Origin of the sequence: Wenzhouxiangella psychrophila (genome assembly GCF_042310375.1) — a bacterium.
Taxonomy (GTDB): Bacteria; Pseudomonadota; Gammaproteobacteria; order Xanthomonadales; family Wenzhouxiangellaceae; genus Wenzhouxiangella.
On sequence record NZ_JBHJMQ010000002.1, the window covers coordinates 346,596 to 362,054 of the forward strand.

Here is a 15,459-nt window from a genome sequence, read left to right on the forward strand (position 1 = left end):
GACCTAAACTTTTTCGGCCATCAGTTCCGTATTCGTCGAGGACAGGCCCACATCCTCGCGCAGGATGCGGTGGTCGGCCGCTGAAAGCTCTTCGAATTGCCCGCTCTTGACACGGGCGGGCAGGAAGATGGGGCCGAACCGCACGCGCTTGAGCCTTGCGACCTGCGCGCCGACGGCTTCCCACAGGCGGCGGACTTCGCGGTAGCGGCCCTCCATGAGTGCGACGGTGTACCAGCTGTGTCCGCCGGTGACTTCACCGGCCACGATGTCGGTGAATCGCGCGGGACCGTCGTCGAGCTTCACGCCCTTCTTGAGCTGCTTGATCTGTTCGTCGCTGACCGAACCGCGGATTCGGCACAGGTATTCGCGATCGACCTGGCCGGAAGGATGCATCATGCGGTTTGCCAGCTCGCCGTCGGTGGTCAGTACCAGCAGGCCGGCGGTATTGATGTCGAGCCGGCCGATCGCGATCCAGCGCCCCTGCTTGAGCCTGGGCAGTCGATCGAAGACCGTGCGCCGGCCTTCCGGATCGCTGCGCGTGGTGACCTCGCCTTCGGGCTTGTGGTAGATCAGGGTCCGGTGTTCGGCCGGGCGGCCCGTGATGCGAAGCCGCTTGCCGTCCAGCTCGACCAGGCTGCCTTCGCCCACGGTCGCGCCGAGTTGCGCGACTTGTCCATCGACTCGAATCTCGCCGGCTTCGATTCTCGCTTCCAGCTTGCGCCGCGAGCCGAATCCCGCCTGGGCCAGGATCTTCTGCAGGCGCTCGCTTGCGCCGGATTCAGTCGGCTGTTCGCCGCTGGTCTTCGGTTTCGCCGTCCGGGTCTTCTTCCGGTTGCGCTGGTGTTTCGTCGTCTTCGCCGGCCGGTTCTCCGACGTCGTCTCGCCCGTCGGCTCGCGCCGGGGCGCTCGCTTCCCGCTCTTCGTCTTCATCTTCGTCGTCGTCGGCTTGCGGCTGCTGGTCGTCTTCTTTCTCGTCGACTTGCTCATGGGGGTCCTTCTCCGCGGTGGACGAGTCGGGTTCGGATTCCGGGCTCTGGAGTTCGAGTTCGGGCTCGAGGTTGTCGATGTCCTTGATCTCGGCCAGTGTCGGCAGTTCGTCGAGGGATTTCAGGTTGAAATAGTCGAGAAAGGCCTTCGTCGTGCCGATCAGTTCGGGGCGGCCGGGTACATCGCGGTGTCCGACCACGCGAATCCAGTCGCGTTCCTGCAGCGTGCGCAGGATGTTGGAGCTGACCGACACACCCCGGATCTGTTCGATCTCGCCGCGGGTGATCGGCTGGCGGTAGGCAATGATCGCCAGGGTCTCAAGCAGGGCGCGCGAGTAGCGGGGTGGCTTTTCGACCCACAACTGCGAAATGAAAGGCATCAGGTCGGTGCGGATCTGGATTCGGTAGCCGCTGCCGACCTGCCTCAGTTCTACCGCGCGCTTCTCAAGCTCGCCGTCGAGCGCGGCCAGTGCTTCGCGCAGCGGACCGTGCCCCGGTTGTTCGCCTTCGGGAAACAGGCTGTTGAGCTGGTTGAGGCTGAGCGGCTGGCCGGCAGCCAGCAGGGCGCCTTCGACAATGCGTTTGAGGTAGTCGATATCCATCGGGTCGTCTTCGAGTTCAGGCGTGGGACGGAGAGCGCACGTAAATGCTGCCGAACAGTTCCTGCTGGACCAGGTCGATCAGGTGCTCGCGCAGCAATTCCAGCATGGCCAGGAACGCCACCACGGCACCCTTGCGACCTTCCTCGAGGTCGAAGCAGGCGTCGAATTCGACGTACTGGTTGTTCGAGACCAGGTCGATGATGCGCGACATGCGTTCGCGCACCGAAAGTGGCTCGGCCTGCACATGGTGATGGGCGAATATTTCGGCCCGGGCCATGACGTCCTTGAGTGCCAGCAGGACTTCACGCAAGTCGACTTCCGGCGGCAGCTGGACATGACCCTGATCTTCCACTTCGGCTGTCGCGACGGCCAGGTCCCGTTCGAGCCGCGGCAACTCGTCGAGTTCTTCGGCCGCCTGCTTGAACCGCTCGTACTCCTGCAGGCGCCTTATGAGCTCGGCACGGGGATCTTCTTCCTCGTCTTCCTCGGCCTTCGGGCGGGGCAGGAGCATGCGCGACTTGATCTCGGCCAGGATAGCGGCCATCACCAGGTATTCCGCGGCCAGTTCGAGCCGCATCTCCGACATCATCTCGATATAGCCGGTGTACTGACGGGTGATCTCGGCGATCGGGATATCGAGGATATCCAGATTCTGGCGCCGGATCAGGTACAGCAGCAGATCGAGCGGGCCCTCGAACGCTTCGAGAAAAACCTCCAGCGCATCGGGCGGTATGTAGAGGTCGTCGGGCAGTTTCAGTACGGGAGCGCCCTGCACGATGGCAAAGGGCATCTCTTCCTGTCGGGCCCGGGATTCCGGAGTGTCGCTCATGGGGTGTCAGTTTAGCGGTTTATGCCGATGAAGGTGGCCCGGATATGATGAGATCGCACATGCCGATACAATGCCCCGTCGATCACTCGCCGGAGAGTTATTAACCCGGCAGCAAAGTAGATCGCATTCAGCCGCGCTGTGCATTTCGACAGCAAGGCAGCGAAACGCCGCTGTAGCACACTCCTACAGCAAGTTTCGATAACGCAGTCTGTCGGGATGCACAGCGCGGCCTGGCATACAATATGAACCCGCTAGGGGCTACAAGAATGGCCCGACTCGGCGTTGTCGCTCTTGTCAAGGGAATCACCCTTCGCGGCGAGCGACGCCTTGATTCGAGCCATTCTTGTAGCCCTGAATGCAATCTACTTTACTGCCGGGTTAATAGTGATGCTCTACATGATTGTCGGTCGCGATGCCGAAGACAGTCTTCAACGGCGCGGTAGCGCGCGTGAGGCGCATCTGTCGCGTATCAATGCCCTGCTGGACGAGGGCCGTCTCGTTCTGGCCGGGCCCTTGCCGAAGATCGATGCGGAAGATCCCGGTCCGGCCGGCTTCTCGGGATCGCTGATCGTGGCGGAGTTCGACAGCCTGGATAGGGCCCGTGATTGGGCGGACGCCGATCCCTATCTCAACTGCGGGGCCTGGACCGAAGCGGAAGTCCATCCGTTCAAGCAGGTGCTGCCGTGAGCGATCGGGTGGCCATGATTCGCGAGCGGCTGGAAGAAAAGCTGCATCCCGATGAACTGGACATTGTCGACGAGTCCCATCTGCATGTCGGTCATCCGGGCGCCCGCGACGGACGCGGTCACTTCCGGGTTCGCATCGTCAGCGACGTGTTTGCCGGCCTGCCGCGCCTGGCACGCCACCGCCGGGTCTATGCGGCGGTTGGCGATCTCATGCAGACCGACATCCACGCTCTCAATATAGAGGCTTTTTCGAAGAATGAACTTTAGACTACTGATTATATTAGCCATTGTTGTCCTGTCTGCCTGCGCACAGCAGGAGGAAGGTGCCATCGATTCCAACGAAAAGAGCACCGTGCTGGTCGAGGTCGACGGCCAGCCGATCACGCTGGCGATGCTCGAGCGCAGCATGGAAGCACGCGGCGTCGAGGCCTCCGAACACGAGCGCATGCGCGAACTACTCGATGAACTCATCCGGGTGCAGGCCGTCGCGAATGCCGCCCGATCCGAAGGGATGGTCGAGGACCCGGCGGTTCAGGCCGAACTGCGGCTGGTCGAGATCCAGACGCTTTATCGCCACTACATCGACCGCGCAGAGCGTGCCGAGCCGGTCAGCGACGAGGACATTCGTGATGTCTACCAGGCGCAACTGGCGCGCTCGGGCGACACGCAGTACCACATCGAGACCATTGCCTACGACGAGCAGGCGCGGGCGCTGCAGGCCATCAGGCGCCTCGAGGACGGCGAGGTGGACTACTCCGGACTGCGTGGCGAGGCGCAGGCCGACGGACTGGCCGTCGAAGAGCCGGGTTGGATCGACCGCAGCCAGGTGCCGGAGGATTTTGCCGCCCGACTGGTCGAGACCGAGAGCGGCGCCGTCGTGCCGCGGCCCCTGGAAACCGGTCGTGGCTGGCACCTGGTTCGCGTGCTCGAGACGCGCGATTTGCAGGTGCCGTCGCTGGAGCAGGTGCGGGAGGGCATTGCGCGCTCATTGCTGCAGCAGCGCCGCGAAGCCCTGACCGATTCACTCTACGACCAGGCCGAAATCACCCCGATGCTGCCGCTCGAAGAGGCCGACCCGGAAGCCGAAGAGTGAGTCTCCAGAGAACCGAGCTTTGAGGTTGTCGCTCGGGTTCGAGAGGCGTCAGGGCAGATCCACTCTCGGCGCCGCCTGCCAGCCTTCCGCTCGGTGTTCGGCCACGACCGTGGTGTAGATCCCGCCGCGCACGTTGAATTCGGCCGTCAGGCGCATGAAGCGGGGCTGGACGGCCTCGACCAGGTCGGCGAGAATCCGGTTGGTAACGGCCTCGTGGAAGGCGCCTTCGTCGCGAAAGCTCCAGACGTAGCCCTTGAGCGCCTTGAGTTCCACGCACTCGGCCTCGGGAACGTACTCGAGGAGCAGCTCAGCGAAGTCCGGCTGGCCGGTCTTCGGGCACAGGCAGGTAAATTCGGGAATGCGAATCCGAATGGTATAATCCCGCGCCGGCTGCGGGTTGGGAAAGGTTTCCAGATTTCTGCTGGGTTCGATGGCCATTTCAGTCGGCTTCCTGGCGTTGAAAGCGCGTACATTACAACAACTCCAAGCGATACTCTGTCTCGATGCGACTGACCGCAATGAAACTGTCCGGCTTCAAGTCATTTGTGGAGCCGACCACGATCAAATTTCCCTCGAACCTGATGGGCATCGTCGGGCCGAACGGCTGCGGCAAGTCCAACGTCATCGACGCCGTGCGCTGGGTGATGGGCGAGACTTCGGCCCGGCAGCTGCGCGGCGAGTCGATGAGCGACGTGATCTTCTCCGGTTCGAGCTCGCGCAAGCCGGTGGCCACCGCCACGGTGGAGTTGATCTTCGACAACAGCGACGGCCGGGCCGGTGGCGAGTACGCCGACTACAACGAAATTTCGGTCAAGCGCCAGGTCACGCGCGACGGCCAGTCGAGCTACTGGCTCAACGGCACCAAGTGCCGCAAGAAGGACATTACCAACCTTTTCCTCGGCACCGGCCTGGGGCCGCGCAGCTATGCCATCATCGAGCAGGGCATGATTTCCCAGATCGTCGAGGCCCGGCCCGAGGATCTGCGCGCCTTTCTCGAGGAAGCCGCCGGGATTTCAAGGTACAAGGAACGCCGGCGCGAAACCGAGAACCGCATCCGCCACACGCGCGAAAACCTCGAGCGCCTGAGCGACCTGCGCGAAGAGGTCACCAAGCATCTCGACAAGCTCAAGCGCCAGGCCAACGCGGCCGAGCGCTACAAGAAGCTCAAGGCGCGCTATCGCGACGACGAAGCGCGGCTCATGGCCCTGCGCTGGCGCGAGATGAAGGCGCGCTCGGAGGGCGAGGAGAAGGCCCTGCGTGAGGTCGAGAACCAGCTGCAGTCGGCGTTGTCGACCCAGCGCTCGGCGGAAAAGGAGCTCGAGGAACTTCGCCAGGGTCAGCACCAGTCCCGTGAGGCGGTCTCGAAAGTGCAGGGCGAGCTCTATGAAGTCGCCGGCGAGATCGCGCGCATCGAGCAGGCAATCGATCACCAGCGCGAGATCCGCAAGCGCCAGCAAGCCGAATACAGCGAGACGGAATCCCAGCTCAACGAACTCAAGCAGCACCTGGTGCTGGACAAGGCGCAGGTCGAGGAAAACTCCGAGCTCCTGGCGCGGCTCAATCCCGAGCTCGAGACCGCGCGCGAAGCCGAAAAGGAAGCGCAATCCGAGGTCGAACGCGTCGACGAGGCGCTGGAGTCCTGGCAGGAGCGCTGGCAGGCGCACCAGGAAGGGGCGGGCAATGCCTCCAGCGAGGCCGAATTGCTGCGCCAGCGTATCGAGCATCTCGACGACCGCATGAATCGCGCGGCCGAGCGGCTCAAGGTGCTCGATGAGCAAAGCGGTGATTCCGCGGCCGAACGGCTGGCCGAGGAGAAATCCAGGCTCGAGGAGCAGATTGCCGCCAGCGAAAAGCGCATCGGCGAGATGCGCGAGGCCATCGAGAGCAAGCGCGCCCGCGTGAGCGAACTGCGTTCTCGCATCGAGCAACTGCGCAATGATCTCGAGACGGCCCGGGCCGAGCGCCACGAGCGCGAGACGCGGGTGGAATCCCTGCGTTTGCTCAACCGCGGCGAGGACAATGACGAGGATATCGCCCGCTGGCTGGAGACGCAGGGCCTGGATGCCGAGGCCCGGATCCTGCACCGGATCGAGATTTCCGAGCCGGAATGGAATCGCGCGGTGGAAACGGTGCTCGAGGACTGGCTTCAGGCGGTTCGGGTCGACGGGGTCGATGCGCACCTCGGTGACGACCTCCCCGAAGCCGGCCTGCGCATGGCCGACGGCAGCGAAACGTCGGCCAGGCCGGGCACGCTGGCCGAAAAGGTGGGCGGCGCCGGGGCCCTCGGAGCCGTACTCTCCCGCGTCTACTGCGTGACCGATCTGGGCGCCGCGAAGAGCAAGCTGGCCGACCTCGACGATCATGAATCGGTCATCACGCCGGAGGGCGTGTGGCTGGGAGCGGGCTGGCTGCGGCAGCCGGCCGGTGCGGCGGACGACTCCGGGCTCCTGCAGCGGGAACAGGAAATCCGCGAGCTGGGCGAGCGGATCGAAACCGACGACGAGCGCATCGCGGAGATCGAATCACAGCTGACCGAAACGCGGGCCGAGCGCGAGCGCTTGGAAGCCGAACTCTCGGAGGAGGGTTCCGGGCTCGAATCCGGCCAGCGCGAACACGCTCGTCTGCAGGGCCAGCTCAGTAGCCTGGAATCCCGGCTGGAGAACCTGGAACGCCAGCGCAAGGCCGCCCTGGAGGAAGTCGAGACGCTAAAGGCGCGCCAGGCCGAAGACGGTGAGGCCGTGAGCGCCGCCCGACGGGACATGGAGGCGGCCCTCGAGCGCATGCAGGAGGCCGAGGCCGGGCGCGAGCCGCTGCAGCGCGAACGACGTGAACTCGACGAGACCCGCCAGCAGGCGAGGGCCCGCCTGGCCGAAGCGAGGAAGCGGCGCGAGGAGCTGTCGCTCAAGGTCGAATCCAGTCGGGCCGGCCTGGAGTCCCTGCGCCAGTCGATCGAGCGCATGGACAACCAGGTCGGACAGCTGCAGTCGCGTTACCTCGAGCTCAGCGAGGCCCTGGCGCAGGGCGACGAGCCCGTCGCCGCCCAGCAGAAAAAGCGCGATGAGTTCCTGGATGAGCGATTGAAGATCGAGGAACGTCTGCGCGAAGCCCGCTCGCAGCTCGAATCACTCGAGGCGCGCTGGCGCGAGCAGGATGAAATTCGCCAGAAGGCCGCCGGTGAAGTCGAACAGATCCGCGGCGACCAGTCCAGCCGCCAGCTCGCGCTCAAGGAAACCCAGCTCAAGGCCGAGACGATTGCCGGGCGCATCGCCGAACTCGATGCCGACCTGGACGGGCTGCTGGCGGAGCTGCCCGAGGGTGCGGCAGCCGAGAAGTATCAGAACGAGCTCGAATCGCTGGAACAGAAGATTCGCCGTCTCGAGCCGGTCAACCTGGCCGCCATCGACGAATACGAGGCGGAGTCGGAACGCAACGAATACCTCGAGCGCCAGCACAACGACCTGGTCGAGGCGCTCGAGACGCTCGAGAAAGCGATCAGCCGCATCGACCGCGACACGCGCACGCGCTTCCGCGAGACCTTCGAGCAGGTCAACAAGAACATGGAAGCCCTGTTCCCGCGCCTGTTCGGCGGCGGCCACGGGCATCTCGAAATGGTCGGTGAGGACTGGCTGTCGGCCGGGGTCGCCATCCTGGCGCGCCCGCCGGGCAAGCGTATCGCACGCATCCACCTGCTGTCGGGTGGCGAGAAGGCGCTCACCGCCGTGGCTTTCGTGTTCTCGATCTTCAATCTCAATCCGGCGCCGTTCTGCCTGCTCGACGAGGTCGATGCGCCGCTCGACGACGCCAACGTGGGCCGCTTCTCCGACATGGTTCGTGAAATGTCCGAGCAGGTGCAGTTCCTGGTCGTGACCCACAACAAGGTCACCATGGAGGTCGCTCACCAGATGCTGGGCGTGACCATGCGTGAACCGGGCGTGTCGCGAATGGTATCGGTCGATCTGGATCGTGCCGTGGCCCTCGCACAAGCCTGACGAGGTCCGCATTGTCGGGAGTCGGATAGGCGGCTTCGGTTACACTCTGGGCACCGCAACGCTCAAGGTTGATAGTGCACACCGTCATTGATCCTGCAATATTCAGAGCGCGCCTGAGCCGACAGTGCAAGGGGGTGCACTAGTGGACAATCTGCGCCTGATCCTGATTCTGATCGGTCTGGTGGTGCTGGCCCTGATCGTGCTGCTGCACAAGCCGGCCGGGGAATCCAAGCGCAACCACGCGCGCTGGCGCCCCGCCCGGCGTGAACCGACTCTGGGTGATTTCGAGGACGGACGCGCTGACCCCGACCGGGGTGATTCCTCCGAAGGAACGCACGGGCGCGAGAAGCCTGAAAATGCTTCGCTCTGGCCGGCCGTCGAGGAGGCCTCGGATGAGACGGCGGGGGAACACCTGGCGCGTGGAAAGTCCACGACGCACGAGTCGCCCGACAAGATCGTCTATCTCTATATCTCCCGGCGAGGGGAACAACGCATCAGCGGGTCGGAATTGCTCGACGCCGCGATCAAGGCCGGCCTGAATTTCGGCGAGATGAACATCTTCCACCGCCGACACGAAGGGGCGAAGAATCCCGTCTTCTCCATGGCCAATCTGACGCCGCCGGGACATTTCGATCCGTCGCAGTGGAACGTCTTCGATACCCCGGGTGTAACGCTTTTCCTGACCTTGCCGGCGCCGGTGAGCGCACTGGATGCCTGGGATGCCATGCTGGCTACTGCTGAACGCATCAGCCAGCTTCTGGAGGCGGATATTCTCGACGATGCCAAGTGCCTGCTCACGCGCCAGCGCATCGCCCAGATACGAGAAGAGATGCGCGAGTATGACCGCCAGTCGGGCATGATCAAGCCGGAGTAGGGCAGCCGGTCATGACAGACAGACAAGCCGAACCGGCGACGCGTATCGACGCCCTGCGCGAGCAACTGCAGGAGCACAACTATCGCTACTACGTACTCGACGATCCCATTATCTCGGATGCCGAGTACGATCGCCTGCTGCGCGAGCTCCAGCAGCTCGAATCCGACTACCCCGAACTGGTTTCCGACGACTCGCCGACCCAGCGCGTCGGTGCGCGGCCGGCCGAGGGGTTCGCGACGGTGGCGCATCGCATTCCGATGCTGTCGCTGGGTAATGCGTTCAGCGAGGAGGAGGTCGCGGAGTTCGACCGGCGTGTACGCGAGCAACTCGACCTCGACGAAGTCGTCTACAGTGCGGAGCCCAAACTCGACGGTGTGGCCATCGCACTGCGCTATGAACAGGGGAAGCTGAAACTTGCCGCCACCCGCGGCGACGGCCGCAGCGGCGAAGACGTGACGGCCAACGTTCGAACCATCCGTGCTGTTCCGTTGAAGCTGCGCGGTGACGATATTCCCGAGCTTCTGGAAGTGCGCGGCGAGATCTTCATGACGCGCTCGGGATTTTCCGAACTCAACGAAGGTCTGGCGGATGCCGGCGAGAAAACCTTCGTCAATCCGCGCAACGCCGCCTCCGGCAGCCTGCGCCAGCTCGACTCGAAAATAACGGCGCGGCGTCCGCTGCACTTCTTCTGCTACCAGGCCGCCACCACCGAGGAGTTGCCGGGGCGCCATTCCGAAATCCTGGGTCGGCTCAGAGGCATGGGCCTGCCGGTCAGTCCCGAGGCGCGCACCGTGCACGGCCTGAAAGGCCTGCTGGACTATTACGAAGACATCGGCGAACGGCGTGATCGGCTCGACTACGACATCGACGGGGTGGTCTACAAGCTCGATGACCTCGACCAGCAGCAAGAGCTGGGCTTCGTCTCGCGTGCACCGCGCTGGGCCATCGCCCACAAGTTTCCGGCCCAGGAAGAGGTCACGCGCCTGATCAGCATCGAAGTGCAGGTCGGGCGCACCGGCGCGCTCACGCCGGTGGCACGGCTCGAACCGGTATTTGTCGGCGGGGTGACGGTCACCAATGCCACGCTTCACAACGCCGACGAAGTGCGGCGCAAGGATGTGCGCCCGGGCGACTACGTCGTGGTCAGGCGCGCCGGCGACGTGATCCCCGAGGTCGTGCGCTCGATTCCCGAGCGGCGCGAGAGCGAGCTCGAGCCATGGCAGATGCCGGATCGCTGCCCCGAATGCGGCTCGGCGGTGGAGCAGGTCGAGGGCGAAGCCGCGGCCCGTTGTAGCGGCGGGCTGGTCTGTCCGGCCCAGCGCAAGCGCGCGCTGGAGCATTTCGCCAGCCGTGCAGCGATGGATATCGACGGTCTGGGTGAAAAGGTGATTGCCCAGCTGGTTGAACAGGACCTGGTGCACAGTCCGGCCGATCTCTATCGCCTCGATCGAGAGACGCTGGCGGGCCTGGAGCGAATGGGCGGGAAGTCGGCCGACAACTTGCTCGCGGCCCTGGAAAACAGCAAGAACGTGGCGCTGGGCCGGCTCCTGTTCGCGCTCGGAATACGCGAGGTCGGGGCGGTGACGGCCCAGGCGCTGGCGAGACATTTCGGCACGCTCGAAGCACTTTCCAGGGCTTCGGTGGAAGATCTCGAGTCCGTGCGCGATGTCGGCCCGGTCGTGGCCCGGCATGTGCACGCCTTCTTCGATGAGGCGCACAACCGCAAGGTGATCGAGGAACTGCTCGACGCGGGCGTGCGCTATGAGCCGGAAGAAGCGGCGGCCGACGCCGGTGACCTGCCGTTGGACGGCTGTACCTACGTGTTGACCGGCTCGCTGTCGGGGCTGACGCGTTCGCAGGCCAAGAAACGGCTGGAAGCGCTGGGCGCGCGGGTGACAAGCAGCGTATCCAGGAACACCACGGCAGTCATCGCCGGTGACAGTCCGGGGTCGAAGCTGGACAAGGCGAAGGAGCTCGGTATCGAGGTGTTCGACGAGGCGGGACTCGGGCAACTGCTCGAGACGCACGGCGGCTGAACTTGTTTCAGGTCAAGACCGGCTGTTGATTCGTCAATCAGAATCGAAGCCGGTTACGATAATGACAGTCAACGCAGGAGAGACAGACATGAACCATCCGGTCAAGGAAGTGCTGGTGCCGGTCGACGGCTCCGACAATGCCAACCGCGCGACTCGCTTCGCCGCAAGCATGGCTTCGGCGCTGGGCGTTCCGATGCGCCTGTTCTACGTGTTCCCGGCCGCTTCGGTCGAGGTCATCGGCATGGCCGGGATGTCGCGCGACGACATCGACCAGGCCGCCCAGGCCGCCGCCCAGCGCGCCTTCGACAAAACGCGCGAGGCTCTTGGCGACGATGCGCCCGGAGATCTGGAGGAAGAAACCTCGATCGGCGACCCGGCCGAGGAAATCGTGCGCTACACCGAGGACGATCCGGGCGTGATGGTCATCATGGGCCGCCGCGGCCTGTCGCGCATGAAAAGCCTGGTGCTCGGCAGCGTCAGCGACAAGGTCAGCCGCCATGCCAAGAGCCCGGTGACGATCATCACCTGATTGGCTTGCGAATAAGGTTCGGTGTGTCCGCCAGGGGAGGTGCCCCTGGCGGAGGGAATAAAATTCCAATTTCGAAGCACCAAATCTCAAACAAATTCGAAATTCGAATGTTCGAATGATCGAAACGGAAACCGCGGGCCTGTCCGTGCTTTCCGTGTATTCCGTGGTTCCATTGTTTTCATGCAGGTTCAGCAAAAATCCCGCGATCGGCTGTCGAGTTCGGTCAGCCAGGCATCCAGGCTGTCGATCCGTTCGGCCACCAGGTGGCATACGCCCTCGACGTTCTGCAGCTTGCCGTGCACGCGCAGGATGCGGCTGCCGAGGACCTCGCGGCGATAGCGCTCGAGCAGCTTCGGCCAGACCACCACGTTGACGATGCCGGTCTCGTCTTCCAGCGACAGGAAAACCACGCCCGAGGCCGTGCCCGGGCGCTGGCGATGCGTGACCAGGCCGGCCGCCGACACGCGACGCCCGTCGGCCTGTTGCGGCAGTTCATTCGCTCTGAGAGCCTGTCGCCCCAGTCGTGGACGCAGCAGCTTCAGCGGGTGCCGGTCCAGGCTGAGCCCCAGGCTGGCGTAGTCGTCGAGCAACTCGCTCCGGGCGTCCGGCAGGGACAGTTGCACCGATTGTTCGCGGATTTCGGTATCGGCCAGCAGGTCGCCCTGGCGCCGCGCCCCGAGCGCGGCCCAGCGGGCGCGGTGGCGATGCCCGGCCAGCCCCTTGAGTGCCCCGGCGTCGGCGAGTTTTCTCACAGCCGCGCGGTCCAGTCCGGCGCGTTCGGTCAGGTCATCGACGTCGCGGAACGGGCGTTGCGAGCGCGCAATCACGATCCGCTCGGCCACGTCTTCGCGCAAGCCCTTGATCATGCGAAGACCCAACCGGATCGCCGGTTGGCTCGTTCGCTCGTTCGCTCGTTCGCTCGTTCGCTTGTTGGTGCCCTTCGCGTAGATCGCCGTCGTATCCGCGATGGCAGATGTTTCGTTTTGGTCATTCGAACATTCGAATTTCGAATTTGTTTCGGATTTGGTGCTTGGTGCTTCGTGCTTGCTCTTTAGTTTGGTGCTTGGTTCTTGGTGCTTGCTTTTCACCGTTTGGTGCTTGCTTTCCAACGCGCAATCCCATTCGCTATAGCGCACATCCACCGGCAGTACCCGCACCCCATGGCGCTTCACATCATTGATGATCTGTGCCGGGGCATAGAAGCCCATCGGCTGGCTGTTGAGCAATGCGCAGGCGAAGGCGGCCGGGTGGTGGCATTTCAGCCAGGACGAGACGTAGGTCAGCAGGGCGAAGCTGGCCGCGTGCGACTCGGGAAAGCCGTATTCGCCGAAGCCGCAGATCTGCTTGTAGATGCGCTCGGCGAACTCGTCGGAGTAGCCGCGCTCGCGCATGCCCGTCAGCAGCCGTTCGCGGAACGGCTCCAGGCCACCGCGCCGGCGCCAGGCGGCCATGGCGCGTCTGAGCTGGTCGGCCTCGCCGGGGCTGAATCCGGCCGCGACCATGGCGATCTGCATGACCTGTTCCTGGAAGATCGGCACGCCCAGGGTGCGCTGGAGAACGCTTTTCAACTCCGGGCTGGGATAGCTGACTTGCTCGGGGCGGGCCCGACGTTCCAGGTAGGGATGGACCATGTCGCCCTGGATCGGGCCGGGACGCACGATCGCCACCTCGATGACCAGATCGTAGAAACAGCGCGGCTTCAGACGCGGCAGCATCGCCATCTGCGCCCGCGACTCGACCTGGAAAACCCCCACCGCATCGCCGCGGCAGAGCATGTCGTAGGTCTCGGCGTCTTCGCGGGGGATCATTGCCAGCGTCAGTTCTTGTGCCTTAGCTGGTTTTTTCGTTCGCTCGTTCGCTCGTTCGCTGGTTGGCTCGTTGGTGCCCTTGCTGTAGGTCGCGGTTACATCCGCGACGGACGAGGTTTTGTTTTGAACATTCGAATTTCGATCATTCGAATTTGTTTGTGATTTGGTATTTGGTGCTTGGTACTTGCTCTTCGCTTTGGTATTTGGTGCTTGGTGCTTGCTCTTCGAGTTCACCAGCTCCATCGCTTTCCGGATCACCGTCAACATCCCCAGTGCCAGGCAGTCCACCTTGAGCAGGCCCAGACTTTCCAGGTCGTCCTTGTCCCACTGGATGATGGTGCGATCGGCCATGGCGGCGTTTTCCACCGGCACCAGTTCGTGCAGGGGGGTATCGGAAATGACCATGCCGCCGACATGCTGGGAGAGATGGCGCGGGAAGCCGATCAGGCGATCGGTCAGTTCGAGCAAGCATTTCGTGATCGCCGCATCCGGATCGAGACCGCACTCGCGCAGGCGTTCGGGCCAGATCTCGGGCCGGTCCCACCAGGCCAGCGAGGCGGTCAGGCGGTTGATGCGCTCGGGCTCGAAACCCAGCGCGCGGCCGACATCCTGCATGGTGCTGCGCGGACGGTAGCAGATGACGGTGGCGGCCAGGGCGGCGCGCTCGCGGCCGTACTTTTCGTAGACATACTGCAGCACCTCCTCGCGCCGCTCGTGCTCGAAGTCGACGTCGATGTCCGGCGGCTCGTTGCGTTCCTTCGACAGGAAGCGCTCGAACAGCAGCTGCTGTTTCGACGGGTCGACCTCGGTCACCCCCAGGCAGTAGCACACCGCCGAGTTGGCCGCCGAACCGCGGCCCTGGCAGAGGATGCCGCGCGAGCGGGCGAACTCGACCAGGTCGTGCACGGTCAGGAAGAAGGCTTCCACGCCCATGTCCTCGATCAGGGCCAGCTCGCGCGAGAGCAGGGCGCTGACCTTTCCCGGAACGGGACCGCCGTAGCGCTTGCGGGCGCCGGCGAGGGTGAGCTGGCGCAGGTGCTGGATGGGACTGAGCGGTTGCGGCACCAGCTCGCGCGGATAGTGATAGTTCAGCTCGTCGAGCGAGAAACGGCAACGCGCACTCAGTCGCAGGGTTTCGGCCAGCCATTCGGCCGGATACAGCTTTTCCAGGACTTCGCGGGGGCGCAGGTGCTGCTCACCGCTGGCGGCCAGGGCCAGGCCGCAGTCGGCCACCGGCCGGCCCATGCGCAGCGCGGTGAATACGTCCAGCAGCGGTTTGTCGTCCCTCACCGCCAGGCGCACATCGCCGCAGGCCAGCCGCGGGATGCCGTGACGTTTACCCAGCTGTTCGAGCTCGCGAAACCATTCGCGCTCACCCGGGGTGAGCAGACGGCTCGCGCCCAGCCACAGGCGGTTGCCGAAGCGCTGCTTGAGCCAGGTGGCAAGAACTTCGTTGGCTGCTTGTGTCGTCCCGGAAACCGCGAAGCGGTTATCCGGGACCTCGCACCTGGCGGCATCTCTCATCCATGCCGTGCCGCCGCCGAACGTGCGAGGTCCCGGCTCTTCGGCCGGGACGACACGATCAAGTGGGTTCTTCTCCACTTGCCGTGTCGGTTTCCAGATCGCCAGCACGTTCTCGAGGCCCTCGTCCAGATCCGCGGCCTCAAGCCGATATTCCCCCTTGTCGGCGCGCCGGCGCGCGCGGGTGATTAGGCAGCAGATCTGCGCGTAGGCACCACGATCGGGGGCGAGCAGCACCAGGTGCAGCCCGCCGAGACGAAACTCGCTGCCGACGATGAGATGAACCCCGTGTTCCCGGGCCGCCTCGTGGGCGCGCACCACGCCGGCCATGGAGCATTCGTCGGTGACTGCCAGCGCCGAGTAGCCGCACTCGGCGGCGCGCCGGACCAGTGCTTCCGGATGTGCGGCCGAGCGCCGGAAACTGAAGGCGCTGAGCGCATGCAGTTCAGCGTATTCGGGCGGGGATGTGGATGGCTCGGGCACAGAAGCTCCGTTGGGTTCGGGAA

General features: G+C 64.3%; 12 protein-coding genes. 7 read left to right on the forward strand and 5 right to left on the reverse strand.

Annotated elements, in window-relative coordinates; genetic code table 11:
* Positions 1 to 3: 3 nt before the first annotated feature.
* From rluB to ACDC66_RS04245, 3 genes are read right to left on the reverse strand one after another with little or no spacing between them, the layout of a single operon-like run.
* On the reverse strand, positions 4 to 759 hold the full coding sequence (rluB, locus tag ACDC66_RS04235) for a 23S rRNA pseudouridine(2605) synthase RluB (protein WP_376695509.1): 756 nt from the start codon (positions 757 to 759) through the stop codon (positions 4 to 6).
* A 19-nt stretch (positions 760 to 778) separates the two neighbouring features.
* Entirely contained in the window at positions 779 to 1,588 is an 810-nt protein-coding gene (gene scpB, locus ACDC66_RS04240; protein ID WP_376695425.1) for an SMC-Scp complex subunit ScpB, read from the reverse strand.
* A gap of 16 nt (positions 1,589 to 1,604) precedes the next feature.
* Positions 1,605 to 2,417: a segregation and condensation protein A gene (locus ACDC66_RS04245; RefSeq protein ID WP_376695426.1), complete on the reverse strand. Its 813-nt coding sequence runs from the start codon at positions 2,415 to 2,417 to the stop codon at positions 1,605 to 1,607.
* Between the two features lie 387 nt (positions 2,418 to 2,804).
* On the opposite strand from ACDC66_RS04245, the gene ACDC66_RS04250 reads away from it, so the two are divergent.
* From ACDC66_RS04250 to ACDC66_RS04260, 3 genes are read left to right on the forward strand one after another with little or no spacing between them, the layout of a single operon-like run.
* A complete protein-coding gene (locus tag ACDC66_RS04250) occupies positions 2,805 to 3,104 on the forward strand; it encodes a YciI family protein (RefSeq protein ID WP_376695427.1) in 300 nt (99 codons plus the stop codon).
* Positions 3,101 to 3,370, forward strand: coding sequence for a BolA family protein (locus ACDC66_RS04255; RefSeq protein WP_376695428.1), 270 nt, complete (start codon positions 3,101 to 3,103; stop codon positions 3,368 to 3,370). The genes ACDC66_RS04250 and ACDC66_RS04255 overlap by 4 nt, the downstream gene beginning before the upstream one ends.
* Positions 3,360 to 4,196, forward strand: a complete 837-nt coding sequence (locus tag ACDC66_RS04260) for a peptidylprolyl isomerase (protein ID WP_376695429.1) — start codon at positions 3,360 to 3,362, stop codon at positions 4,194 to 4,196. The genes ACDC66_RS04255 and ACDC66_RS04260 overlap by 11 nt, the downstream gene beginning before the upstream one ends.
* A gap of 48 nt (positions 4,197 to 4,244) precedes the next feature.
* Here ACDC66_RS04260 and queF read toward each other — a convergent pair whose 3' ends face one another.
* Complete coding sequence (gene queF / locus ACDC66_RS04265; protein ID WP_376695430.1) at positions 4,245 to 4,634, reverse strand: preQ(1) synthase; 390 nt, start codon at positions 4,632 to 4,634, stop codon at positions 4,245 to 4,247.
* Positions 4,635 to 4,699: 65 nt separating this feature from the next.
* Here queF and smc point away from each other — a divergent pair, with 65 nt between their 5' ends.
* From smc to ACDC66_RS04285, 4 genes are all read left to right on the forward strand, one after another.
* Positions 4,700 to 8,185: a chromosome segregation protein SMC gene (smc, locus tag ACDC66_RS04270; protein ID WP_376695431.1), complete on the forward strand. Its 3,486-nt coding sequence runs from the start codon at positions 4,700 to 4,702 to the stop codon at positions 8,183 to 8,185.
* A gap of 142 nt (positions 8,186 to 8,327) precedes the next feature.
* Positions 8,328 to 9,059 carry a cell division protein ZipA gene (zipA, locus tag ACDC66_RS04275; protein ID WP_376695432.1) on the forward strand — a complete coding sequence of 244 codons (732 nt, stop codon included), beginning with the start codon at positions 8,328 to 8,330 and terminating at the stop codon, positions 9,057 to 9,059.
* Between the two features lie 11 nt (positions 9,060 to 9,070).
* The gene (gene ligA / locus ACDC66_RS04280) at positions 9,071 to 11,095 is read left to right on the forward strand and encodes an NAD-dependent DNA ligase LigA (protein WP_376695433.1); all 2,025 of its coding nucleotides are present in this window, start codon (positions 9,071 to 9,073) and stop codon (positions 11,093 to 11,095) included.
* An 88-nt stretch (positions 11,096 to 11,183) separates the two neighbouring features.
* Positions 11,184 to 11,624 carry a universal stress protein gene (locus ACDC66_RS04285; RefSeq protein WP_376695434.1) on the forward strand — a complete coding sequence of 147 codons (441 nt, stop codon included), beginning with the start codon at positions 11,184 to 11,186 and terminating at the stop codon, positions 11,622 to 11,624.
* 188 nt (positions 11,625 to 11,812) lie between these two features.
* Here ACDC66_RS04285 and ACDC66_RS04290 read toward each other — a convergent pair whose 3' ends face one another.
* The gene (locus ACDC66_RS04290) at positions 11,813 to 15,436 is read right to left on the reverse strand and encodes an error-prone DNA polymerase (RefSeq protein WP_376695435.1); all 3,624 of its coding nucleotides are present in this window, start codon (positions 15,434 to 15,436) and stop codon (positions 11,813 to 11,815) included.
* Between the last annotated feature and the right edge of the window lie 23 nt (positions 15,437 to 15,459).

Excerpts from the sequence above, each read along its gene's own strand:
- scpB (WP_376695425.1), bottom strand. The coding sequence starts at position 1,588 with ATGGATATCGACTACCTCAAACGCATTGTCGAAGGCGCCCTGCTGGCT.
- ACDC66_RS04245 (WP_376695426.1), bottom strand. The coding sequence starts at position 2,417 with ATGAGCGACACTCCGGAATCCCGGGCCCGACAGGAAGAGATGCCCTTT.
- ACDC66_RS04250 (WP_376695427.1), top strand. The coding sequence starts at position 2,805 with ATGCTCTACATGATTGTCGGTCGCGATGCCGAAGACAGTCTTCAACGG.
- ACDC66_RS04260 (WP_376695429.1), top strand. The coding sequence starts at position 3,360 with ATGAACTTTAGACTACTGATTATATTAGCCATTGTTGTCCTGTCTGCC.
- queF (WP_376695430.1), bottom strand. The coding sequence starts at position 4,634 with ATGGCCATCGAACCCAGCAGAAATCTGGAAACCTTTCCCAACCCGCAG.
- smc (WP_376695431.1), top strand. The coding sequence starts at position 4,700 with ATGCGACTGACCGCAATGAAACTGTCCGGCTTCAAGTCATTTGTGGAG.
- ligA (WP_376695433.1), top strand. The coding sequence starts at position 9,071 with ATGACAGACAGACAAGCCGAACCGGCGACGCGTATCGACGCCCTGCGC.
- ACDC66_RS04285 (WP_376695434.1), top strand. The coding sequence starts at position 11,184 with ATGAACCATCCGGTCAAGGAAGTGCTGGTGCCGGTCGACGGCTCCGAC.